Source organism: Campylobacter sp. MIT 12-8780 (assembly GCF_006864535.1).
Taxonomy (GTDB): Bacteria; Campylobacterota; Campylobacteria; order Campylobacterales; family Campylobacteraceae; genus Campylobacter_D.
In genome coordinates this window covers 96,626-121,870 of sequence record NZ_QHLL01000005.1, presented here as the reverse complement: position 1 = coordinate 121,870, position 25,245 = coordinate 96,626, and the positions used below count along the sequence as shown (strand labels likewise).

Genomic DNA, 25,245 nt, shown 5'->3' with positions numbered 1-25,245 from the left:
AATTTAATGAAATTAAACTTCAAATTAAGTATAGCGGCTATACTATTGCTCGCTGGGGGGGGGCATTTAAACGCTGAAGAAACGCATACTCTTGAATCTTCAGTTATCTCTGCTTCAGGCTTTGAACAAGACATCAAAGACGCTCCTGCGAGTATCTCAGTAATCACAAGCGAAGAGCTTAATTCTCGTCCTATAAAAGACATAGGTGAGGCTATACAAGATATCCCCGGTGTTGATGTATCGATGAATAAAACCGGCACTTATGATTATAGCATACGCGGTTTTGGCTCTGCTTATACCCTTGTTTTGATAGATGGCAAACGTCAAAGCGTAGCAAATGGCTTTTATAGCAATGGCTTTGATGGTAGTGAAAGCGGTTATATGCCTCCACTTGCGATGATAGAAAGGATAGAAGTTATAAGAGGACCAGCCTCAACGCTTTATGGCACTGATGCGGTTGGTGGAGTGATAAATATTATCACTAAAAAGATGAGTAATGAAGTTAGTGGCTCTATAGCTCTTGATACCCAACTTCAACAACATCCTGATCTTTATGGTAATGCTGGCTCTATGAATGGCTATATCTCAACCCCACTCATAGAAGATAAGCTTTCTTTCTCAGCTCGTATAAAATACTATAGCAAAAATGAATCTTCTCATCTTTGGCCTAGCGTGCCTTATAACAATGGCACTCAAAGACCGGCTAATTTTCAAATTCCAAGCCATAGTCCGGGCAAGCTTACAGCTTTAAATATAGGCGGACGCTTTAATTTTGTGCTTGATGAGGCAAATAGCTTTTATTTTGACTATGAGCATTATGATAATAACATCGTTACGCGTTCAACAAGCGGACAAGCCATTCGCTCAGATAGAGTAATCAAAAAAGATAATTTCGTGGGAAATTATGATGGAAGCTTTGCTTTTGGAAGCATTAATTCTTACGCACAATACGGACGCACTTGGGATAAAGAGCTCGTTTCTCAAATCATAGTTGGAGAAACAAAGGCTGTGCTTCCTTTTGATTTAGGTGCGGCTGGAAATTTAGTAGGTTCTTTTGGAGCAAGGGCTGATTATGAGGTTTTAACCGATGATACGGCAGGAAGTAGAGGCAGCACAAATATTTTACAAGGTAAAAATATCGATCAAATCACAGCCGCTTTATACGGCGAGGGCGAATACTTCATCACTGAAGATTTCATCTTTACCACTGGTTTAAGATGGGTGTATAGTGATTTGTTTAAAAGTGAATTTACACCAAGAGTATATGCAATCTATCATATCACTGATGATATAGCCTTAAAAGGTGGCATAGCAAAAGGCTATAAAACACCGCAAGCTAAGCAAATCAGAAAAGGCAGATATAGCTCAAGTGCAACAAGTGATGCTTATGGTAATCCGGACTTAAAACCAGAAGAAAGCATAAATTATGAGCTTGGGGTTGATTTTAATTTATTTGATTATGCAAATTACACTATCACAGGCTTTCTAACAGACTTTAAAAATCAAATCAGCACACAAAACGCAGTAATGGGAGATATTTTACCAAATGGCGTAACTTGCAACGCAAGCGGAGGTTGTACCTATCCTATCAATCTTGGCAAAACTCAAGCTAAGGGTATAGAATTTGCTTTTAAGAGTGCAAAATTTTATGATTTTAGACTAAGTTCAAGCTATACTTTTATAGAAAATGTATATAAAGATGGTGTTTTAAATGTGCTTGGTGGCACAAGGGTTGAAAACAAACCAAAACATATCATTAGTGCTAAACTTGATCATGAATATGGTAAATTCAACTCTTTTTTAAAATTTAGAGGCAAATTTAACACTATAGCTAGAGCAAAGGGTGGCAACAATAGACCTTTAACTAACGCAGGTGGAACAAACATAGAAAAATACAAGCCTTTTTATACTTTTGATCTAGGCACAAGCTACAAGATAGATAAAAACTCAACCTTAAGCTTTATGATTTACAATCTATTTGATAAAGACTTTTTTGATCCTATAGCTACAGGAAGAGACGCCACAACAGGCAATCCAAGCGGATATGCTAACCTCTATCAAGACTATACTGAGGGCAGAAGCTTTTGGATGCATTATAAATACGACTTTTGAGCTTTTTAAGCTTTATTAACTTCTTTCACTAAACTTACCCAAAAGCCTTTTTATGGGCTTTGGGTAAAGGTGTTTTGCTGTTTTAAAACACCCTGCCAGCTTTTACCAGACTTTCATCAAGTTTTGTTTTCTGTTCTAAATGCTTTTGACTTGCTTTTAAATTCGCATCGCTTAGTGGCACAAGCCCTATTTTTTCAAGCTCTCCACCGCTTTTTGCTAGATCATCGCTCATATAAAGCTTAGCAAATTCTAAAGTTTCAGGATTTTTAGCGTTTAAATATATATACAAACTTCTTGCAAGCTCGTATTTGCCCTCAGCGATATTTTTTTCGTTTGCTTCTATGGTATCTATCTTAGCAGCATTGATCTTATCTTTATTTGAAGCTAAAAAGCCGTATCCAAAAAGCCCAAAGGCATTTTTATCCGCACCTAGCTTTGAAACGATTAAATTATCATTTTCTCCGCTTGGGATATACGCACTATCTTGACGCATACTTTTGTATTTGCCAGCTTGATCGCCGTATTCTTTAAATTTCTTTGAAACTTTGCTTAAAACAAGCTCTTCTATAGTATCTCTTGTGCCAGAACTTGATGGAGGTCCATAAATGGCTATTTTGCGATTTGGTAATTTTTTATCGATTTGTTGCCAATTTGTGTAAGGATTTGGCACAAGCTTGCCATTTTGTGGAATTTCTTTAGCAAGAGCTAAAAAAAGTTGCTCTAAAGTGATGTTTAAAGGTGCATTGGCTTTGTTTTGTGCTAAAACTATGCCATCATAGCCTATCATCACACCTATAATGTCTTTTACACCTGCATCTTGGCAGGCTTTAAACTCACTTGGCTTAATCGCTCTTGAAGCATTTGAAATATCAGTTTTACCCTCGCAAAACACCTTAAATCCCCCACCTGTGCCAACACTTTCAACTATAGGCGTGCCTGCATTTTTTACAGCTGCGTATTCTTCAGCCACAAAACTTGTAAAAGGATACACGGTTGAAGAACCGGCTATTTTAAGCTCATCTGCTTGAAGCAAAGAAAAAGCTACTACACTTAATGCTAGAATTTTTTTCATTTTTTCTCCTAAAAAATAATTTAAGCATGCAAAGTGTAAGATAAAAAAGAAACTTTTTAGAAACATATCATTTTATTTAAAAAAATCTCATATTTTTGATAAATATTTTCTTTAAATAATGATATTATCAAAAACTTATATTTTTGATAATATAAGTTTAAAAGTCTATTTTTAGGTATATTTATACTAAAATATCAAGGTTTAAAAAGCACTTTTTATTATCAAAATAAAATAATTTTGATAAATTTTTTTTCATTTTTTGTAAAAAAATTAAAAAATTGTGCTATAATTTTCTCACAAAATCAAAAAAAAGGAGAAAGTTATGCTTTCAAAAGAAGTTATTGCTCTACTTAACGAGCAAATCAACAAAGAAATGTTCGCGGCGAATTTGTATCTTAGTATGAGTTCTTGGTGCTATGAAAATAGTTATGATGGTGCTGGCTTGTTTTTATTTGAACATGCTGGTGAAGAAAGCGATCATGCTAAAAAACTCATCACTTACCTTAATGAGACAGATTCACATGTCAAACTTGCTGAAGTTGCAAAACCAGATGATGAGTTTAAATCCTTGCTTGATGTGTTTGAAAAAACATATAAACACGAGCAGTTCATCACAAAGTCAATTAATGATTTGGTTGATTTTATGCTGATCAAAAAAGACTATCCAACTTTTAACTTCCTTCAATGGTATGTTGCTGAACAGCACGAAGAAGAAGCACTTTTTAGAGGTATAGTTGATAAAATCAAGCTTATTGGCGATCACGCAAATGGGCTTTATCTTGCTGATGCGTATATCAAAACTTTAGCTAAAGGCTAAAAACTTGGTGTGGCTTTTAAGTGATTTTAAGCCACGCTTTTTATTGAATTCATTTTGCTTTATAATTTTTTTGAGTTTTTATAATCTTATCAAATTTTATTTAAAATAACAGATTTTTTTGTCTCTTTTTTGTTTTTCTAGCTTTTACTTACTAATAGCACAGCGGTGCTTTGTCTTTAAAATGATAGTGTTAAAAAATATAATTTTAAGGATTAAACAAGCGAGCAAAAGCCCAAAAAGGCTTTTTGGTAGATTTATTTAAAAGTTGTGCCACCATCTACGATGAAAGTGTGTCCTGTTACCCAGCTGGCTTTTTCAGAACACAAGAATAAACATGCACCGGCTAAGTCTTCAGGCTGTCCCATGCGGTTAAGTGGGCTAAGATCAATAGTAGCTTGCTTGACTTCTTCATAATTTGTAAAGCCTCTTAAAGCGTCTGTTTCTATAGGACCGCCACTTACTACATTTACGCGTATGTTTTTGTCCCCAAGTTCAGTTGCAGCGTATCTTGCCATAGCCTCAACAGCAGCTTTTGCTGTGCCATGCCCTGCGTAATTTTCAATATAGACTAAATTTCCAGTCGATGAGATGGATATGATAGAACCCCCACCAACTTTTTCCATTCTTTTAGCAGCTTCTTGAGCGCCTACTACAAAAGCATTTACTGTGGCTGTAAAGATATTGTTAATCCCTCTTGGGCGAAGCTTCATAAATTTAGTATATCCACCTACTACAGCGCGTCCTGAGATAATGGCATTTGAGATAAAAAAATCCACCCTATCAAAGTCTGCATCAATCTTTTCAAAAAGCTCTTTATAGGTTTCTGGCTCAAGTATATTAAACTCATACGCTCTTGCTTTTATAGCATAATCTCTTTCAAGCTCTTCTACCAAACTTGAAGCTATATCAGCGTTTGAATTATAAGTGAAAGCAACATTTGCTCCAACTTTAGCAAATTCATATACTATAGCTTTGCCAATACCCCTTGTGCCACCACTTATGACAAGGGTTTTTCCCTTAAAGAAATCTTTCATATTCTCTTCCTTTAACTATATAATCTTTTAAAGTCTAAATTTTATCAAATCTTGCTTAAAAAACAGCTAATACACTTTAAGCAAATTTGGTAAAAACTCGCCTTGATGTAAAATTTCCACAAGCAAAAGTGCAAAAGCTCCCAAAAACCAATTTATACTTCTCATAAGTTCTTTATGAAAAAACTCTGGGCGCATTTTAATCTCATAAGGCACATAAAAATCTTTAAATTTTGGAAAAAATCTTGAAGTTTTAGCTAGAAACTCTTCATATTTACTTCCAAATTTAGAACGCAAGAAATTTTCTTCCCCTTTAATCGTATAGTGATACACCCATAGATAAAAAATCACTGCGATGATGATAAGACTAAGCTGAGCTTTTAAAGCTACAAGCCCTATAAAGGCGATAAAAGAGAAAAAATACAAAGGATTGCGGCACAAGCTATAAGCTCCATAATCAATAAAATGAGTCCCATCTGTGCCTTCATTTTTCATACCACCGATAAAAATCGTCGCATAAAGCCTGCCAATAACGCCTACAATCACACAGCAAAAGCCCACAAAGCGGATAATATTTGCCATAAGCTCATCATAAGCACTATAACTTACCAACACATAAACGATAAAAATAAAGGCAAAAACATACTGCCACACAAAGCGGTTAAACATAGCTTGCCTCTTTGTCTAAACAGGAATTTTTCAAAAATAAATTCTTGCTTTTAAAATTTGAGCTTATGGCTTTGATATACTTAAACGATCTCATATTGCTTTAAAACCTCTTCAAGTTTTTTTAATGTTTCTTTGCTTGGAGCAACTAAAGGCAGGCGGTATTCTAAACTTTCAAGCAAACCACACAAATGCATCGCAGCTTTTAATGGTATAGGATTGCTTTCACAAAATAAAACTTGATTGATATTATAAAGCTTGTCATTGATAGCCTTTGCACCCTTATAATCCTCATCTAAAGCTAAATGCGTAAGCTTTGCTATCATATCAGGCAAGAGATTTGAAGTTACTGAGATGACGCCTTTTCCGCCATTTGAAAGTATAGGATAATTAATAGCATCATCCCCACTTATAACTATCATTCTTGGCTCATGAGCGAGTAAATCCACGCATTTATTCATATTCCCACTTGCTTCTTTAACCCCATAAATATTCTCACAATCTCTAAAAAGCCTTATGATGGTATTTGTTTCTATCTCACAACTTGTTCTGCCCGGCACATTATATAAAAGCACAGGAATTGCAACACTTTGTGCTATAGCTTTATAATGCTGATAAAGCCCTTCTTGAGTAGGCTTGTTGTAATAAGGCGTAACGCTTAAAATCCCATCAGCCTTGTGTTTAGCAGCAAATTGAGCCAAATCAACAGCTTCATGAGTAGCATTTGAGCCAGCTCCTGCTAAAACCTTTGTATTTGTGCCTTTGCACGCATCAACAGCGATTTCTATGCAAATTCTATGCTCCTCATGCGTTAAAGTCGCACTTTCTCCAGTGGTGCCAACAGGCACTACAGCATCTATGCCGTTTTGAATTTGTCTTTTGATGAGCTTGTGAAAAGTCTGCTCATCAAGCTTGCCATTTTTAAACGGCGTTGCAAGAGCTGTCATGGCTCCGGTGATGGATTTTGTATTCATTTTTTGTCCTTTCTCAAGATGAGTGTGGTTGAGTTTTTAGCTGTAAAATACTTTTTAGCTACTCTTACTAAATCTTTTAGTTCAAGTTGTGAGATATTTTTTTCATATTCTAGCAAGGGCGTTAAATCTCCTTTGGCGATGAAATTTCCATATACATTGCTTACCGAGCTTGCATTTGCTAAAGAAAAGATAAAATCACTTTTAACACTATTTTTAATCTTTACAAGCACTTCTTTTTCAAGCTTTTCTTGTTTGATACTTTGTAAAATTTTAAGCAGTTCTTGTTCGACTTGCTCGGCTTTTACACCCACATTACAAATACAAATGAAAATAAATAAATTCTCATCTATACTCTCATTGCAAAAGGCATAATGCTCGTTTATAAGCCCTAGTTTATCAACTAAAATTTCATTGATTAAAGAGCTTTTTCCATTGCCTAAAAGCTCGCTTAAGGCTTGCAAGGCTGGTATATCTTTGTGCTTAAAATTTGGGATTTTAAAGCCAAGAGCGAGCATTTGTGTGCCACTTTCTTTTTGAATTTCTATGCGTTTAGCCCCATCTTGCTTTGGCTCTTTGGTGTGTAGTTTTGGTATCTTACCCTTATTTTTAATATGAGAAAAATGCTTATTTGCGCACTCAAAAACTTCAGCTGCTTTGATATCTCCACTAACAAGCAAAAAAGCATTTTGTGGCTGGTAAAAGGTTTGGTGAAACTCTTTAATGTCTTCTATACTCCAATTTTCAATGTCTTTCATAAAGCCAATTGGTGTCCAGTGATAAGGGTGGTATAAAAAGGCATTGTTAAAAAGGCGAAAATACAAATACCCAAGAGGGCTATTATCAGTTCTCCAAAGTCTTTCTTCAAGCACGACTTGACGCTCTGGCTGAAATTCCTCATCTTTTAAATTTAAGTTTTGCATAAGTTCAGCAAAAAGCCACAAAGCCTTGTCTAAATTGTCTTTAGAGCATTTGATATAATAATGCGTATAATCAAAGCCTGTGCTTGCATTATCAACCCCTCCAAAGCCTTTTACTATCTCATCAAATTCCCCTGCTTTTAAATTTTTTGTGCTTTTAAAATTTAAGTGTTCAAGCATATGAGCTATGCCACTTTTGCCTAAAACTTCATTTCTTGAGCCAACCTTATAAAAAATATCTACACTTATAACTCCGCTTTTTTCATTGACTGGAAAAGCATAAACTTCAAATTTGTTTTTTAACACTTGTTTTTCATAAGCGATCATTTTAAATTTGCTCCTACTGCTTGACTGATATGCACGAATTGATCTTTTCTTAAAAGCTCAACTAAGCCTTGATTAATTTGTGCGGCTATGCTTGGTCCTTTATAGATAAAAGCTGTATAAACTTGCACTAAATTTGCTCCATTTTTAATCCTCTCATACGCCACCTCAGCACTATCAATGCCCCCACTTGCGATAAGCAAGGTTTTACCAAAAAGTGTTTTCGCTAGCTCTTTAAAAAATATCCCACTTTTTTCTTGTATAAGCTTACCACTAATGCCTCCAAAGGTGCGGTTATTATCAAGTAAAGAATAATCTGTGCTAGTATTTGCGATGATAAGCCCACTTACTCCTTCTTTGATCGCGCATTCACAAAGTTTTAAGGCTTCATCTATACTCATATCAGGAGCAATTTTAAGAAAAATAGGCTTTGAAGTGATAGCTTTAGCCTCTTTGAAAAGCTCTTTGATAAAATTTTCACTTTGTAAATCCCTTAAATTTTGCGTATTTGGCGAGGAGATATTGATGATAAAATAATCACACAAATTTTCAAAACTCTTAAGCAAAATAAGATAATCGCTCAAAGCCTCTTCATTGCTTGTAGTTTTGTTTTTGCCTATATTTGCACCAAGTGGAAGTATGAAAGGATAAAGATTAGCTAGCCTTGAAGCAATTTTATCCTTGCCTTCATTGTTAAAACCCATAGCATTTTGCAAGCTTTCTTGTTCTATGAGGCGAAACAAACGAGGCTTGTCATTGCCCTTTTGAGCTTTTGGCGTAAAAGTGCCAAATTCTAAAAAGCCAAAACCAAGAGCACTTAAAGGACGTATCATAGTCGCATTTTTATCAAAACCACCAGCTAAACCCACAGGATTGTTAAAATACAAGCCACAAAGTTCTTGTTTAAGGCTATCATCATCAACGATATAATTTTTAGCTAAAAAACTCAAAGCCCCCGGACACACAAAATTTAAGCTTCTTAAAGCCCACTCGGCTAAATGATGTGCATTTTCTGGATCAAGCTTAAAAAGCAAGGGTTTGAAAAATTCATAACTCATATTTTTCCTTGATTATTTTTAAAAATTGTAGCCAAGCTTAGCTAAAAAATGGCTTTTAAATTTCTTCTCCTTGAGCACTTTTTTCTTTAAATTTCTTATATAAGCTACAATGTTCAAGCAAATAAGCATCATTTCCTGTGGCTATAACCTTGCCCTTTTCAACCACAACTATAGTATCAGCATTTTCTATAGTGCTAAGGCGGTGAGCGATGATGAGTATGGCGTGATCTTTTTTTAGCTTTTCTATACTTGAAACTATAGCCTTTTCGCTTTCATTATCAAGAGCTGAAGTGGCTTCATCAAAGATGAGTAAGTCTGGATTTTTATACAAAGCCCTTGCTATAGCTATGCGTTGTTTTTGCCCTCCGCTTAAATTTTTACCATGCTCTTGCAACACGGCATTTATACCACCTAAATCTTGCACAAAATCATACGCACTTGCTTCTTTTAAAGCTTGTATCACCCTTGCTTCATCAAATTCCTCACTATAAGCGACATTTTCAGCGATTGTATCATTAAAAAGATAGATATTTTGAGTCACTAGGGCGATTCTAAGGCGGAGGGATTTTAAAGTATAGTTTGTGATATCTTTTTCATTGAGTAAAATTTCACCCTTTTGTTTGTCATAAAATCTTAGCAAAAGATTGATGATAGAGCTTTTTCCACCCCCACTTGGTCCAACTAAAGCACAAATTTGTCCTTTTTCAAAAGCAAAGCTTGTGCCATTAAGTGCGTGCTTATCATCTTCATAACGCAAATACACATTTTTAAACTCTATCCTTTGTATGTGTTTAAGCTCGTCTTTGCCATCTTGAATTTCAGCTCTTAAGTCAAGCAGATAAAACACTCTTTCACTTGCTGCCATTGCTCCTTGTATGCGTCCATACATTGATGAGAGTTTTTTAAGCGGAGTGTAAGCCATAAAAAGCGCAGTAATAAAACTTGAAAACTTACCCACATCAAGCGAACCATCAACAACTTCTTTTCCACCTATAAAGATCACTACAGCAACACCTATAGAGCCAAAAATTTCCATGATAGGACTAATAGCCGCATCAACCCTTGCACTTTTTAAGCTTAGCCGAGCAAGCTCTTGATTTTCCTTGCTAAATTTAAGTTCTTCTTTAGTATGAGCATTATTGGCTTTAATAAGCTCTATATTTGAAAAAATTTCGCTTAATCTTGAAAGCATATCAGCATTTTTTTCTTGAGAAGCGTGTCCTATCTTTCTTAATTTTTTTGCAAAAAGTATGAGCGGATATAGAGCAAGTGGGATAACAACAAGGGCAAAAAAAGCCAGAGTTGGACTTTGATAAATCACTACAGCCAAAAGCCCCACAACCATAATAAAATCCCTTATAAACTCAGGGATTATGTTTGAAACTATGCTTTGTAAAGCCCCTATATCGCCGGTGCAGCGGCTCATCAATTCTCCGCTTCTATACTTATGAAAAAAGTGCATATCAAGGCTGAGTATATTTTTAAGCATATGATCGCGAAGTTTTTGCAAAATACGTGTGCCTATAAAGGCTGTATAATAGCTTTGTATATACATACCTATATCTTTAAGCAAATACACCCCAATGATACCAAGAGGCAGATAATACAGCATTTCCTTGCCCTTGTTAATAAAAATTCCATTAATCACCGGCTCCATTATCCAAGCACTTAAAGATGTCCCAGCTGCACTTAAGATAATGCCAACACCCACAAGTAAAAAATAAAGCTTATGCTCTATATAATAAGGCTTAAAGCGGATCAAAACTTCTTTTAAATTCATATCTTTACGCGTTTTATTCATTATTTTTTTCCCATACTACGCCATTTGGTGTATCTTGCAAGCTAATGCCTTTTGCAAGTAAATTTGCTCTGATTGCATCGGCTTTTTGAAAGTCTTTTTCTTTTTTTGCTTCAGCTCTTAAGGCGATTTGCTCCTCAATAAAGTCAAGCTCATCTTTACTTACGCCAAATTGAAAATACGCATTTGTATCTAAAAAACCAAGCCCCAAGATCAAACAAGCTTCTTCTAAGGCTTTGCTAAGCTCGGCTTTTAAGGCTTTGTTTTTACTATCTTCATCAAGCTTTTGATTACTCTCGTTTATAAACTCATCAAAGCTTGCAAGGGCTGCTGAGATATTTAAATCATCTTTTAAATTGAAAAGCAAATTTAAAGCAAGCTCGCTTTTAAAGCTTTCTTTTGATTCTTGAGTTTCTAAGTCCTTAAAAGCCTCTAAACCTAAGCGTTTTTTAAGGCGGTAAAGCTTATCAAGCCTTTTTTTAGCCCCAGCTAAATCCTGCAAAGAATAAGAAAAATGTGCCCTATAATGTGAGCTTAAAAGATATAGCCTTAAGACTTCTCCTTGAAAAGATTTTAAAGCGTCCTTGACAAAAAAGCTATTATTTAAACTCTTACTCATCTTCTCGCCGTCAATTTTTACAAAGCCATTGTGTAGCCAAAATGAAGCGAGGTTTTTATCAAAGGCTAAACGGCACTGACAAGCCTCATTTTCATGATGAGGAAAAAGTAAATCTATACCTCCACAATGTATATCAAGCCCTTCTTTAAAGAGACTTTCTATCATGGCAACGCATTCACTATGCCAACCTGGACGCCCTTTACCAAAGGCTGCAGGATAAAAGTTTTCATCAAATTTCCACAGCACAAAATCACTTTCATTGCGTTTTTTGCTCTCATTTTCAAGGCGGCTGATATTGTTTTCAAAGCACCTATGAGAAAGGCTTAGATAGGCTTTATCTTTGCTTGTATCAAGATAAATTCCATCTTTAAGTGTATAAGTAAAGCCTTTATTTATAAGCTCTTGTATCAAAACAATCATTTCTTTGATAAAATGTGTCGCTCTTGGCTTAAAATTTGGCTCTAAAACATTTAAAGCCCTCATATCCTCTTCATAAGAAGCTATGTAAAAGGCGGTAAGTTCTTCTAGGCTTTGGTTGTTTTCTTGCATTTTTTTAAGAATTTTATCATCTATATCAGTGTAATTTCTTGCAAATTTTATTTTAAAATTAAGAGCAAGCAAAACTCTACGCAACAAATCAAAACAAATGCTACTTCTAGCATGCCCTAAATGTGCGTGATCATAAGTTGTAGGACCGCATAGATAGATATTTACTTGTTTTTTACTTAGCTCTTTTTTTTGCTTTGAAACACTATCAAATAAAATCATATAAGCCCTTTAAAAAATTCATAAGTATAAACTAAGCATTGTATCATTATAGCTTTAAATTCAAGTAAAAGTAAAGCAAAAGCTAGTAAAAGCACGCAAGCGATGAGAAAATGTTTTAAACGAATAAGGCTAAAAAAACGCGCAAAACCAAATTCTTTGATATTTGCACCAAGTAAGTAAAAAGCACTTACTGAACTAGCCAAAGATACGCCTATGACTTTATACTCTGCATTTTCTATCAAAAACACACAAGCTAAAGAAAAAATTAAAGAAATAAGCAAGGCTTTAAAGGCTATTATCGCAGCGATTTTTTGCTTGAATTTTGCATACAACCAAAGTGAGAGTAGCTTTTGTAAGCCAAAGGGCAAAAGCCCAAGCATATAAGAAATAAGCACTAAGGCTGTAAGCTTGGTATCTTTATCGCTAAAATTTCCCCTCTCAAAAAGCAAAGCCGTGATCTCATGAGCAAAAATTATACCGATGATGGTAGCTAAGATAAGTAAAAAAGATAAAGCTTCTAAAGCCTTTTGCATAAAGCTTAGAGCTAATTTTTCTTCCCCACTTTTAAGGTGTTTGAGTATCTTTGGAAAAGAAACTTGAGTTAAGGCTATGGCAAAAAGAGCTAGTGGAAGCTGAAAAACGCGGTTTGCATAATAAAGATAAGAAATGCTTCCAGTAAGTAAAAAGCTTGCTATAGTCGTATCTAAAAGCGTGCTTAGCTGAGTGGCTGAGCTTCCTAATATGCCATGAAAAAAAGTGCTGTAAAATTTCTTTAAACGCACCTTAGTTTTTTTAAGTTTTATACTTAAGAACATGGCTTTTATCACAGCATTATTGCGTAAGGCTATGATATGCCAGATGAGTTGAGCAAGTCCACTTAAAACTATGGCATAAGAAAAATAATATAAATTTTTCTCAGGCTCATTCGCATCAACAAAAAAAGCTGCTAAAACTATGCAGAGGTTAAAAAAGGAGCTTGAAAAAGAAGTGATAAAAAATTTCTGCTCATAATTTAAAATCGCTCCTAAAAGCGTAACCAAAAAGATAAAAAACAAATACCAAAAATTTATAGCCACAAGTGGAGCTGCCATGGCTATAGTTTGAGCATTAAAACCAAAAGCAAAGATTTTGGTAAAAAACTCAGCAAAAAAACTTACCAGTAAGCAAAATAAAAACACTATAGCACAAAACTGCACCAAAACAGCAAGGGTAAAAGCGCCTTTTTTTTTCGCACTAGTAAAATTTGGCAAAAAACTCTGCCCAAAAGCACCTTCAGCAAAAATGCGTCTAAAAAAAGCAGGCATTTTAATAGCCACAAAGAAAATATCACTATAAAGCCCAGCTCCTAAAAACAAAGCCAAAAGCACATCTCTAACTAGCCCTAAAACACGAGAAAATAATATACCCAAGGCATTGATGATGAAATTTTTAAAGACTTTATTTTTTTGCACTTGCTTTCTTTTTTCTATAAAATATATGGTTAAAAATATTTATTTTAGCTAAATTTTGATTAAAATTCAGTATAATTTCTCATTGTAAAGATATTTTTAGAAAGCAAAGTTATGAATTTAGAAGAAGAAATTCTCATCACAAGCGATCCGTATAATGAGCTTTTAAAAGCAAGCACAAAATATAAAATCGATCTTAAAAAGCTTGATTTTCAAATTTTAGGCTTTAATACAAGCTATAGTATCGATGAAAAAGAACAAAACAAACTTAATGATAAAGAGCTTGGCTATTTTGATAATGATGAAAATTTCTTACAAGCAAATTTAAAAATCACTCAAGAATACAAAATCAAAATCAGCGAAAAAAGCCCAGCCCAAACAGAACTTAGCCAAAGGATCAAACTTATCAGCGACAAAACCACAAACAAACTTATCGCTGTGATCGAGCTAGGCGGACTTGAATTTTACAAAAGCATAGCTATGGATATCTTGCAAGATATTTATAAAAAGATGATTAAAGAAGAATTTTTTATAGGTATTCGTATTTTTGACTTTAAACAAAAACTCATTGATTTGCTCAATGAACTTAAAGAGCAAAAATTACATAGAAAAAAAGCATATATACTTGTTTGCAAAGGCGTGCATTCTATCTCAGCAGAAAGTGAAAAACTCGTTTTAGCTTATAGAGAAAATTTCAAACAAGAAAAGGTGCAAAAGGTAAGTATCATCGGGGTTAATGAAGGGGATTTGGTGCTTAAACACATCACACCCGGACTTACAAGAGAAGGCAAGAACTTAAAGCTTGAACCTATCAAAGCTTTCGTGCCACCTGAAAAAAAGATAGAGTTTTCTTGCTCCGCAAATTTTGAGCTTACAAAGATGAATGAAAATACTTATAAAAGTTGCATTGGTGAATATAAAGCCAAAAAGAAAGGCTTTGTAAGCGAAATGAACCATAATTTTGAGATCGAAAATGAGCTGAATTTATCTTCAGTCAATTTCAAAGATACTGGAGCTATTTGTGCTGGGCTTGATAAAAATGTAACTATAAATATAAGAAATGCAAGCGAGCTTGAAGAAGCTGTGGGCTCTGGAGTGTATATTGAGTGTGAAAATCTAACTATAAATGGCAATGTTGCTGGAAACACAACCTTAAAGGCTAAGGTGCTTAAAATTTACGGACACACACACAGCACAAGTAAAATGAGTGCTGAACAAGCCTATATATCAACGCATAGAGGATATTTAGAAGCTAAAGAAGCTGATATTGATAGTATTGAAAACGGCTCTATAAAAGCGGACCTTGCAAAGATCAAAAAGAGCTTAGGAGCAAATATCACAGCTAAAAAAGTCAGCATACTTACCCCAGCAAATAACAATACCATCATTTTTAGCCAAATTGCTTATGTTGATCAATGCCAATCTGGCACAAATAATAAATTTCATGCTCAAGTCATTGATTTTAAAGATGATTTGCAAGCAAAATTAAAGCAAATTCAAGAAAGACAAAAGGCTTTGCCAGCACTCATTGAAAACCTTAAACACAACATAAACTCAAGCAAAAATGGAGTAGAAACCCTTTTAAAAACTATCGCTAAGCTTAAAAGCCAAAATCAAGCTATACCGCCAAATTTTGCTCCTATCATCAAAGAATTTCAGAATTTTACTCAAGAATTAAACAAGCTTCAACTTGAAGAAAATGAGCTTAATCTTGAAGAACAAAAGATTATCAAGACTTTAGGAGAGGCTCAAGATGAGCTTTTGGAAGCTCAAGTGATCAACAAAGGTGGCGTGTGGGGGGATATGAATGAGATTAAATTTAAGTTTTTATTCCCAAAAAGTGAGCTTTTGCATGCTACAAGTGCAAACGAAGTTGCTAAACGTTTTTTTGTAAAAAGAGACTTTGACAATGAAGGTAAAATCAAGCTTGAAAGTGCAAATGAATACAACGAAAAGGATATAGAATGGTCGCAGCCATCGAAGGCATAATCACATACAAAGAACCAACCTTTGCTATCATTAAAACAAGCTCGGGTGTAAGTTATGGGGTGCATGTGTCTTTATTTTGCACAGCAAAGCTTGAAAAAGGACAAAAAATAGAGCTTTTAACCAGCCCCATCATCAAAGAGGACTCACAAAAACTCTATGGCTTTTTAGATAAAAATGAGCAAAAAATGTTTGAATTGCTTTTAAAGGTAAATGGCGTTGGTGCTAGCACAGCCCTAGCTATTTGCTCGACTTTAGATACAAATTCTTTTTATCAAGCTTTAAGCTTAGGTGATGAAAGTGCTTTTATTAAAGTTCCAGGAATTGGTGCAAAAAGTGCAAAACGCATTATCGTTGAGTTAGCAGACAAGCAGTTTAAATTTGAAAGTGTAGATGATCACAAAAGTCAAGCCTTAGCTGCTCTTGTATCCTTAGGCTTTAATCAAAGCAAAGCCATATCAGTGCTTGCAAAATGCGACGCTAAAGAAACTTCAGAGCTTGTCAAACAAGCTTTAAAACAACTTTCTTAAGGACTTTTTATGAAATACGCAGTGATTTTTGGAGCCAATTCATACGAACATGAGATCAGCATAGTTTCAGCTGTGGTGCTTAAAAAGGTATTTAGAGCTGATATGAGCTTTGTGTATTGTGATAGCTTGGGGCATTTTTATCTTATCCCTAAGGATAAAATGAATGCAAAAACCTTTAGCAGCAAAGCTTATCTTAAAGAAAAAGAGCTTTTTTTAAAACAAGGCGGCTTTTTTGAAAAGGGCTTGTTTGGAGAAAAAAAGCTAGAATGCGAAATGTATATCAACCTCGTGCATGGTAAAGACGGAGAAGATGGAAAATTTGCTTCTTTGTTTGAATTTTTTAAGCTTGCTTACATAGGACCTCGCATAGAAGCGAGCGTGCTTTCATATAACAAAGAACTGACTAAAATTTACGCTCAAAAAGTTGGCGTAAAAACCCTGCCTTATAAGCTTTTAAAAAGCTATGATAAAGCTTCTTTAGCTCAAGACTTTGACTTTCCTTGTATCATAAAGCCAGCAAGATTAGGTTCAAGCATAGGCATAAGCGTAGTTAAGGATAAAGATGAGCTTGAGTATGCTAAAGATGTGGGCTTTGAATTTGATGAGGAATTGCTTGTAGAACCTTTTATCAAAGACATTAAGGAGTATAATTTAGCAGGGTGTATGATCAAGGATGATTTTATTTTTTCTATGATAGAAGAGCCACAAAAAAAAGAGCTTTTGGACTTTGAGCAAAAATACCTCAGCTTTTCAGGCAGCAATGAAGTCAAAGAAGCCAAGCTTGATGAGGCTTTAAAAGCTCAATTTTACGAAGCCTTTAAAAAGATATACAATCCTTTGTTTAAAGGAGCATTGATAAGGTGTGATTTTTTTGTGATTGACAATGAAATATATATCAATGAAATCAATCCAAATCCGGGTTCTTTAGCAAACTATCTTTTTGATGATTTTTCTGTGGTGCTTGAACGTCTTGCAAAAAATGTTAAAAATGAGAAAAAAATCAAAACTGACTTTGCTTTTTTGCACTCCATTAATGGCTCAAAAGGAAAATTATAGCCTTTCATACACCAAAATACGCTAAATTTTACATAAAATTTAAAGTAAAATAAGGATATAAATGATACCTTTTCATCAAGAAGAAATTTTTACCGCCACTGAAGTGGTGCGAAATTTCAGCACCATACTTGAAAAAGTCAGCAAAAACAAAAATGGAAAATTAGTCATACTCAAAAACAATAAATTTCAAGCCGTAATGCTCAGTATGGACGAATACGAACGCCTTATTAATGCAGTCAATTTACTTGAAAATATCTACAAAAACCAAAAGAATTAACAATGGCACTTTGCAATCTTAACTTTGAAAATACAGCTTATGAGATCAGCTATGAGCTTACTAATCTAAAAGCCCAAAAATCCCTACTCATACTCCACGGCTGGGGAGCAAATAAAGAGCTGATGAAACAGGCTTTTAATCCTGTTTTAAGCGAATACAAATGCTTATATTTAGACCTAGCTGGCTTTGGTAAGTCAAATAGCCCCATTAGCCTTGATACCAAGGGATATGCAAACTTAATTGAGGCTTTTTTAAAGCATTTGCATTTTACGCCAAATGCTTTGATGGGGCATTCTTTTGGGGGCAAAATTTGCGCTTTATTAAGTCTAAACCAAAACGCAGAACTTCTTATCTTGCTTTCCTCAGCTGGCATTATCTGGCAAAAAAGCTTAAAAACAAGGCTTAAAATCAAGCTTTTTAAAGCCTTAAAAGCTCTTGGCTTGGGTAAATTTTATACTCTTTTTGCAAGCAAAGACGCACAAAATTTAAACCCCTTGATGTATGAAACTTTTAAAAAAGTCGTTGATGAGGATTTTAGTGAAGTTTTTGCTCAAATTCCTTGCAAGAGTCTTATTTTTTGGGGACAAGATGATAAGGCTACACCTTTAAAAAGTGGAGAAAAAATCGCCTCGCTTATCAAAGAAAATGAATTGTATCCCCTCAAAGGCGATCATTTCTTTTTTCTAAAACATGCTGAGTTTATCGCCAAAATCATTCATAAAAACTTGGAGCAATCATGATTGATCTTTTTTTACTTAACGAAGCTGTATCGGCTTTTATTTTAAATTTATGCATTGGTTTTTATCTTATCCTTGCTTTGCAGTGGTATTCTTATAAGCTTTCACGCGTATTTTTTCACTTTGCACGCCCTTTTTGGCATATATATTTTATCATTGTGCCTTGGTTTGTGTATATACTTGTGCCGCAATTTTTTATCATTTTTACTCTTATATATTTGCTCTTTTTTGTTTTTTGGTATAAAAAACTTGATAAAAAGCTGGTTTTTACTCACAAAGTCAAGGTTTTTTTAAGCTTACTTATAAGCTTTAGTTTAATCCTTAGCTTAAGCTCTTATGTATTTGAATTTAGAGCGAATTTACTTGCTTTAGTATGTGCTTTAGTGGCTTTAAAATGTTTTGATCTGTATCAAAAACACAAATTTATAAAACAGGCTCAAAACAAGCTTGCAAAACTTAATAAACTCACCATCATCTTAATCACCGCAAGCTATGGCAAAACAAGTATGAAAAAGTTTTTATATGAACTTTTAAAAGATGATTTTTTAACGCATGCTACCCCAAGAAGTGTCAATACCTTGCTTGGCATAGTCAAAGACATCAATGAAAATTTAAACTCAAACACCCAAATTTACATAGCCGAAGCAGGAGCAAGACAAAAAAGCGATATACTAGAACTTACCCAGCTTTTAAATCCTCAAATTTGCATAGTTGGCGAGATAGGACAGGCGCATTTAGAGTATTTTAAAAGCAAGGAAAATATCCGTGCAACCAAGCTTGAAGCCTTACAATCAAAACGTCTTCAAAAAGCCTTTTTACACTCCTCAACCCTCATGCAAGAAAGTAGGACACAAATCATTTATGATACTAAGCTAAGTAGTGCAAAAGCCAGCCTTGAAGGGCTTGAGTTTAGCTTAAAACTTGATGATACAGAACAAGACTTTAAGGCAAATTTGCTTGGGGAGTTTAATGCTCAAAATCTTTGCGCTTGCATTCTTGTTGCAAAGTTCTTAGGACTAAGCCTAGAAAAGCTAAAAACCAAAGTTCAAGCCCTACAAAGCGTAGAGCACCGCTTACAAATCATCACTAAAGAGCCAAAATTTATCATTGATGATGGCTTTAATGGCAATTTTGAGGGCATGAAACAAAGCTATGAGCTTTGCAAAAGCTATAAAGGACGCAAAGTTCTAGTAACTCCGGGCATTATAGAGGTAAGCAAAGCACAAAATGAAGCCCTTGCAAGCGTGATAAATGAATGCTTTGACTTTGTCATCATCATAGGCGAAAGCAATGCCCAACTCTTAAACGCTTGCATTAAAATAGAAAAGCTAGTGCTAAAAGACAAAAACGAACTCGTGCAAAGCTTAGCTACACACACAAAAAATGGGGATTTAATCCTCTTTTCAAACGATACACCGAGCTTTATGTAAAAAATTTAAATCAAAGGAGCAAGCATGGCACTTCACTTTCAAGCCCTTAAAATCAAAGATTTTCTAAACCCCTTATATAACAGAGTAGCTATCAGCGAAACCAAGCTTAAGGATTTTAGCGAGCTTTTAAAAAACTATCAAAAAGCCCTAGAGGCCAACTCCTCGCATAATGAAGACGCCTTAGTGGCAAATGCTCTTGCTCCTTTTTTAAAAAGTCTTGGCTTTGATACGCATACTAAATTTAAGCTTGAGGGCAAAAGTGAGATTGATCTAGCCTTGCTTAAAGATGAAAGTGTAGAAGTCATCATAGAAGCTAAAAAACCAAATGATAAAGACTTTTTTAGCCCTCAAAAGCCTATATGTAAGGCTTTGTGTGAGGCGATTTTGTATTATTTTAGGCAAAGAGGGGCACTTAATTTTGCTTTGAAATTTATCATCATCACAGATTTTTACCGCTTTTATCTCTTTGAAGCAAAGGAATTTGAACGCCTTTTTTATCAAAACAGCCTTTTTAAAAAGCTTTATGCCAATTTTACCAGCCCAAACTCACTTTTTAAGGGCAATACAGATGAGTTTTATAAAGAATGTGCCAAACTTTTAGAAAGCCAAAATTTTAATCACAGCATAAGCAAGGCTCATCTTTTTGATGAAAGTGCGAATTTAAAGGGCTTGTATCTTGATATACGAGAGGATAAAGCCCTGCCTCAAGCCTTTAAAGTCTTTAATAAAGAGCTACTATACGCCGAGTTTAACCCAAATGACGCCAATGTCTTAAACGAAAAATTTTACCGAGAACTTTTATACATACTAGGACTAAGCGAAAGCAAAGAAAAAGGCAAAGCCCTCATACTACCAAGCAAAGAAAGCGAGGATAAACAAGGCACGCTATATAACGCCATATATGAAAAACTAAGCCCACAAAATCAAAGCTTTGAAAATGTGATGAAACTTATCATCTTGTGGCTTAATCGCATTTTGTTTTTAAAGCTTATAGAGTCAAATTTGGTTCGCTTTAACACAGGCTTAAATCCCCAATATATAGGCTCTGGGGGGGGGCATTTACAAATAAACAAAGTCTAAAATTCCTAAACCTAACCAAAATCAAAAGCTTTGACAGCCTCTCCATACTCTTTTTTGAAGTCCTAGCAAAAAACTACGACCAAAGACAAAACAACACCCACTCTGTAAATTTATCTTACCTACCCTACCTCAACTCCTCTTTGTTTGAAAAGCAAAATATAGAAAAAGAGCTTTTAAGCATAGAAAATTTAGATGATTACAGCAAGCTTGAGTATTACCCAAAGACGCAGATCAAAGATCAAAATGCAAAGGCAAAAAGCGGGCAAGTAGGCTTGCTTGAGTATATTTTTGAGTTTTTAGATGCCTTTGATTTTGGTAGTGATGAGGACGAGCACAAAGAACTCATCAGCTCAAGCGTGCTAGGGCTTGTCTTTGAAAAGCTTAACGGCTACAAAGAAGGCTCTTTTTACACCCCAAGCTTTATCACAGCTTATATGAGTAAGCAAAGCTTAGAAAAAGTCGTTGTGGCTAAATTTAACGAAACTTATCCAGCTTGGCAAGTCTCAAGCCTAGCAGATATCAGCGATGAGATAAGGCATACTATAAGAACTGATAGAAACAAGAAAGAAGCCTTATTTGCAGAGTATAAAAAGCTTTTACAAAGTATAAAAATTTGTGATCCAGCTGTGGGTAGTGGGCATTTTTTGGTGTCTTGTTTGAATGAGATGATTTATATCTACTATGAACTTGGCTTACTTATATATATCGATGAACTAAGCCTTATCAATGATGAGCTACTTATCAAAACCAAAAAAGGCGAGCATTTTATCTACACAAAACCAAGCAAAGCTAATGATGAAGCCCAGCTCATACAAAAAGAACTTTTTGAGCTTAAAAAAACTATCATAGAAAACAACCTCTTTGGCGTAGATATTAACCAAAACTCGTGTGAGATCACCAAGCTTCGCCTTTGGATAGAACTGCTTAAAAATAGTTATTATCTTGATTTTGAAGAAGAGTATAAAAGCGAATTTGAAAACACCCACCAGCTAGCTACCCTACCAAATATAGATATCAACATAAAATGCGGAAATTCCTTGATCTCATACTTTCAAACCGATAAAAGCCTCAGCCACTACCCAAACATAAAAGAACGCATCAAACGCTACAAACGAGCCGTTAAAGACTACAAAGATGGCTTTTACAGCGATAAAGAGGCTATCGCACAAGAAATCAAAGCCCTCAAAGAAAGCTTTAAAAATTTTTGCTTTCAAGATAAATTCGCTAAAGAAGTGAAAAATTTTGAGAAAAAATGCCAAGAGTATTCTCAAAAATACAGCGATTATCTTGCAAGAGATGATGAGAAATTGATATTTTATATCCCAAAAAGTATCTTTGTCTTTGAATTTGATGAAAACAAAGCCAAACAAGAATTTAAAGAACTACAAAACGAATATGAAAAGATTTTTAATCTCGAAGCAAACAAGCCTTTTGAATGGCGTTTTGAATTCCCAGAAATTTTAGATGATGAGGGCAATTTCACAGGCTTTGATCTTATCATCGGTAATCCGCCTTATATAAGACAAGAAGAGATTAAAGAGCTAAAGCCTATGCTGGCTGAAAATTATAAGGTATATAAAGGCACGAGTGATATTTATACTTATTTTTTCGAGCTTGGTTTTAGGGTGCTTAAAGATAAAGGAATTTTAAGCTTTATCACTTCAAATAAATACACCAGAGCAGGATACGGCGAGGCTTTGCGTGAGTTTTTGCTTAAAAATACCAGCCTTTTAGCCTACATAGACTTAAACTCGGTAAAAGTCTTTGACTCTGCTACGGTTGATACCAGCATACTAAGCTTTAGCAAAGCAAAGCCAGCTAAAGACTCTCATTTTGCCTACCTAGCGTTAAACAACGAGCTTTTAGAAAAATGTAAATTCAACATAAGCCTTTATCAAGACTACGCAAACTTAGAGCAAAAAAGTTTAAGCAAAGAAAGCTTTTCTTTTAATGATGAAAAGACAAATGCCCTAAAAGCCAAGATAGAAAAGATAGGCACACCTTTGAAAGAATGGGACATATCTATTTACAGGGGAATTTTAACAGGCTACAATGAAGCCTTTATCATAGATACAGCCAAAAAAGATGAAATTTTAGCAAATTGTAAAGACGAAGCTGAAAGACAAAGAACAAGCGAGCTGATAAAACCGATCTTAAGAGGACGAGATATAAAAAGATACAGCTACGAATGGGCTGGGTTGTGGGTGATATTTATACCTTGGCATTTTCCAAATATCAACAATCCAAAAACTATGCAAGAAAACGAGCAAGATTTGGCTAACCTCTATCCAGCACTTTACGCACACTTACTAGAACACAAAGAAAAACTATCAAAGCGCAATAAGGCAGAAACAGGAATTCGCTACGAGTGGTATTGTCTGCAACGCTGGGGAGCAAATTATTATGAGGAATTTGCTAGGGAAAAGATAGTGTGGAATAGAATTTCAACTGATACTTTATTTAGCTACGACAATAACGAAAGTCGCATCCTAGACTCTATGTTTATGATAACTAGTTGTGATAGTCTTCTTATGAAGTATTTATTAGCCATTTTTAATTCTAATACTGCTAAATATTGGATTAAAAATAACACAGCGAGCTTGGGTGATGGGATATACGCTGCAAAAATTTATATAGAAAATCTACCTATCCCAAAAATAAACCAAAAAAATAAAAATCTAGCTGATGAGTTGATAAAATTAACTGATGAAATCCTAAATTTAAAAGAAAAAGACAGAAAAGCTGATACAAAAGAACTAGAGGATAAAATTGATTTTTTGGTGTATAAATTGTATAATCTTGATGAAAATGAGATTAAAATAATACAAGGAAGAACCGATGAATAACCAAGAACTTGAAGAAAAAGCAACGCATATTAAGAATTTGCTAGAAAATGATATAAATTTTTGTATAACCATAACAGGGGAATGGGGAGTTGGAAAAACACATTTTTGGAAAAATATAGTCGAGAAAAAACTAGATGAATCTAAAATCAAAAAAGTTGTTTATATCTCTCTTTTTGGAAAAGAGCACTACAAAGAAATACTAGAAGAAATTGTTTTGAAGGTATGTGGGACACACAATGGCATAATCGATAAAGCATCAAAACTCACTAATGGCATGCTAAAACTAGCCAATATAAATGTTAATTTAGATTCCCTTTTTGGGGCATTAAAAGAAAATGATTTTAAGCAGATAATCATTTGCTTTGATGACATAGAACGCAAATCTGAAAAATTAAAAATGAATGATTTAATGGGTTTGATGGCACATTTACGCGATATAAAAGAATGTAGCGTAGTGCTGATTTTAAATGATAAAAAACTTAAATCAATATCACAGAATTCAAGAGGTAATGATGATAATGAAGAAAAAGATTTTCAAATTTATGAAAAATATAAAGAAAAATGTATAGATTATTCTATTGAGATTACGACGAATTTTGATGCTTATAAAGAGCTTATTGAAAGTGAAATAAATAATAGCAAACTTGCGAAAATAGCTCAAAATATACTTATGCAAAATAATCAACCTTCTTATACAAATAATTTAAGAATGCTAAAGCGACTATTAAACGCAATAAAAGAATTTAATGAAAAATTGAAATTATCAACAATGTATGAGGATGAAAAATATAATACTGTCATAGAAACATTTTATAAAAACTTGGTTGTAACATGCCCATATTTAAAACTATCAAACAAATATGAAAACTACAATTATGAGAACTTCAAATTTATACTAGAACAATACTGGAAAGACAATGCAATAACGCAAAATTTAATTGAAGAAATCAAAGCACAACTTAAAAATTACGAATATTATACAAATATTGAGCTTTTGGAAGATCTCTTACCTAAAAAATATTTTAAGCTCGAAAATTATAACGATAAAGATTTTGCAAAGAAAGCTCATGAATTACTTAAAAAGATATACAATTTTACAGATGGACGGTATAGTGGAATGCCTCTAAACTTATGTCAAGTTTTAAACGAATATTATGAAGACAAGGAATACTATACACAAATAGAAAAACATTACAGAAATGAAGTAATGAAGTTTTTTATCCATTCGCATATAAAACAAGCAAATCAAGACTACAAAAGCTTGGAGTCATACCGTATAATTACAAACAATGAAAACGAATTAATAGAGCAATTAGAACAAATGATAGATGGGGCTAAAAATCAAAAAGACAAACAACAAGACTCACAATATTCTCTCAAAAATAAAGCTTTAGAAATCGTAATAAAAGAGAATAAAATTGCCTATTATACTGATTTTATAAAAGATCCGGTTCTATATAGCAAAATTAATAATTTTGACATTGATGAAATTTTTAAGTGCTTTGAAATATATCCTCACCTTTATACTGCCTTTAAATGCTTTAAAGAAACTGAACAAAATAATTCAACAAAACAAAATAGCTCAAATGATAATATTCAAAAAGCATTAGAAAAATGGGGAAAAGAACAAGGATATATTAAAATCAAACAATAAGATAATGAAATATAAACCTATATACAAACTCCACAAATTAAACCA

At 34.1% G+C, this 25,245-nt stretch carries 18 protein-coding genes and 1 pseudogene; 10 read left to right on the top strand and 9 right to left on the bottom strand.

The window, feature by feature from the left end; all coding sequences use genetic code 11:
- The first annotated feature begins 6 nt into the window (after positions 1–6).
- Positions 7–2,112, top strand: a complete 2,106-nt coding sequence (locus DMB95_RS05395; RefSeq protein WP_142931221.1) for a TonB-dependent receptor domain-containing protein — start codon at positions 7–9, stop codon at positions 2,110–2,112.
- A gap of 82 nt (positions 2,113–2,194) precedes the next feature.
- Here the strand turns inward: DMB95_RS05395 and DMB95_RS05390 are convergent, their stop codons facing one another.
- Complete coding sequence (locus DMB95_RS05390; RefSeq protein ID WP_142931220.1) at positions 2,195–3,184, bottom strand: substrate-binding domain-containing protein; 990 nt, start codon at positions 3,182–3,184, stop codon at positions 2,195–2,197.
- 322 nt (positions 3,185–3,506) lie between these two features.
- Between DMB95_RS05390 and DMB95_RS05385 the strand changes: the two genes are divergently transcribed.
- Positions 3,507–4,001 (top strand): ferritin, encoded by a 495-nt coding sequence (locus tag DMB95_RS05385; protein ID WP_142931219.1) that lies wholly within the window; start codon positions 3,507–3,509, stop codon positions 3,999–4,001.
- A gap of 254 nt (positions 4,002–4,255) precedes the next feature.
- On the opposite strand, the gene DMB95_RS05380 is transcribed toward DMB95_RS05385, so the two are convergent.
- From DMB95_RS05380 to murJ, 8 genes are all read right to left on the bottom strand, one after another.
- On the bottom strand, positions 4,256–5,035 hold the full coding sequence (locus DMB95_RS05380) for an enoyl-ACP reductase (RefSeq protein WP_142931218.1): 780 nt from the start codon (positions 5,033–5,035) through the stop codon (positions 4,256–4,258).
- Positions 5,036–5,101: 66 nt separating this feature from the next.
- Positions 5,102–5,701 carry a methyltransferase family protein gene (locus DMB95_RS05375; RefSeq protein WP_142931217.1) on the bottom strand — a complete coding sequence of 200 codons (600 nt, stop codon included), beginning with the start codon at positions 5,699–5,701 and terminating at the stop codon, positions 5,102–5,104.
- Positions 5,702–5,781: 80 nt separating this feature from the next.
- The gene (dapA, locus tag DMB95_RS05370; protein ID WP_142931216.1) at positions 5,782–6,672 is read right to left on the bottom strand and encodes a 4-hydroxy-tetrahydrodipicolinate synthase; all 891 of its coding nucleotides are present in this window, start codon (positions 6,670–6,672) and stop codon (positions 5,782–5,784) included.
- Positions 6,669–7,916, bottom strand: a complete 1,248-nt coding sequence (locus tag DMB95_RS05365) for a M16 family metallopeptidase (RefSeq protein ID WP_137633192.1) — start codon at positions 7,914–7,916, stop codon at positions 6,669–6,671. The genes dapA and DMB95_RS05365 overlap by 4 nt, the downstream gene beginning before the upstream one ends.
- Positions 7,913–8,971, bottom strand: coding sequence for a quinone-dependent dihydroorotate dehydrogenase (locus DMB95_RS05360; protein ID WP_142931215.1), 1,059 nt, complete (start codon positions 8,969–8,971; stop codon positions 7,913–7,915). The genes DMB95_RS05365 and DMB95_RS05360 overlap by 4 nt, the downstream gene beginning before the upstream one ends.
- A 55-nt stretch (positions 8,972–9,026) precedes the next feature.
- Complete coding sequence (locus tag DMB95_RS05355) at positions 9,027–10,772, bottom strand: ABC transporter ATP-binding protein (RefSeq protein WP_238386957.1); 1,746 nt, start codon at positions 10,770–10,772, stop codon at positions 9,027–9,029.
- Positions 10,765–12,156, bottom strand: a complete 1,392-nt coding sequence (gene cysS, locus DMB95_RS05350) for a cysteine--tRNA ligase (protein WP_142931214.1) — start codon at positions 12,154–12,156, stop codon at positions 10,765–10,767. Before cysS ends, DMB95_RS05355 begins: the two co-directional genes overlap by 8 nt.
- Positions 12,153–13,607 (bottom strand): murein biosynthesis integral membrane protein MurJ, encoded by a 1,455-nt coding sequence (murJ, locus tag DMB95_RS05345; protein WP_142931213.1) that lies wholly within the window; start codon positions 13,605–13,607, stop codon positions 12,153–12,155. Before murJ ends, cysS begins: the two co-directional genes overlap by 4 nt.
- A 111-nt stretch (positions 13,608–13,718) precedes the next feature.
- Here murJ and DMB95_RS05340 point away from each other — a divergent pair, with 111 nt between their 5' ends.
- The 8 genes and pseudogenes from DMB95_RS05340 to DMB95_RS05305 all read left to right on the top strand — a co-directional run bounded on the left by DMB95_RS05340 (position 13,719) and on the right by DMB95_RS05305 (position 25,200).
- Complete coding sequence (locus DMB95_RS05340; protein ID WP_142931212.1) at positions 13,719–15,593, top strand: DUF342 domain-containing protein; 1,875 nt, start codon at positions 13,719–13,721, stop codon at positions 15,591–15,593.
- Positions 15,569–16,120 carry a Holliday junction branch migration protein RuvA gene (gene ruvA / locus DMB95_RS05335; RefSeq protein WP_142931211.1) on the top strand — a complete coding sequence of 184 codons (552 nt, stop codon included), beginning with the start codon at positions 15,569–15,571 and terminating at the stop codon, positions 16,118–16,120. The genes DMB95_RS05340 and ruvA overlap by 25 nt, the downstream gene beginning before the upstream one ends.
- Before the next feature lie 9 nt (positions 16,121–16,129).
- Positions 16,130–17,176 (top strand): D-alanine--D-alanine ligase, encoded by a 1,047-nt coding sequence (locus DMB95_RS05330; protein WP_142931210.1) that lies wholly within the window; start codon positions 16,130–16,132, stop codon positions 17,174–17,176.
- A 61-nt stretch (positions 17,177–17,237) separates the two neighbouring features.
- Positions 17,238–17,453, top strand: a complete 216-nt coding sequence (locus tag DMB95_RS05325; protein ID WP_142931209.1) for a type II toxin-antitoxin system Phd/YefM family antitoxin — start codon at positions 17,238–17,240, stop codon at positions 17,451–17,453.
- Positions 17,454–17,455: 2 nt separating this feature from the next.
- Positions 17,456–18,193, top strand: coding sequence for an alpha/beta fold hydrolase (locus DMB95_RS05320; protein WP_142931208.1), 738 nt, complete (start codon positions 17,456–17,458; stop codon positions 18,191–18,193).
- A complete protein-coding gene (locus tag DMB95_RS05315) occupies positions 18,190–19,620 on the top strand; it encodes a Mur ligase family protein (RefSeq protein WP_142931207.1) in 1,431 nt (476 codons plus the stop codon). The genes DMB95_RS05320 and DMB95_RS05315 overlap by 4 nt, the downstream gene beginning before the upstream one ends.
- 24 nt (positions 19,621–19,644) lie before the next feature.
- Positions 19,645–23,546 (top strand): annotated as a pseudogene (locus tag DMB95_RS05310) (type IIG restriction enzyme/methyltransferase).
- Positions 23,539–25,200: a P-loop NTPase fold protein gene (locus DMB95_RS05305; protein ID WP_142931206.1), complete on the top strand. Its 1,662-nt coding sequence runs from the start codon at positions 23,539–23,541 to the stop codon at positions 25,198–25,200. Before DMB95_RS05310 ends, DMB95_RS05305 begins: the two are co-directional and overlap by 8 nt.
- The last annotated feature ends 45 nt before the right edge of the window (positions 25,201–25,245 follow it).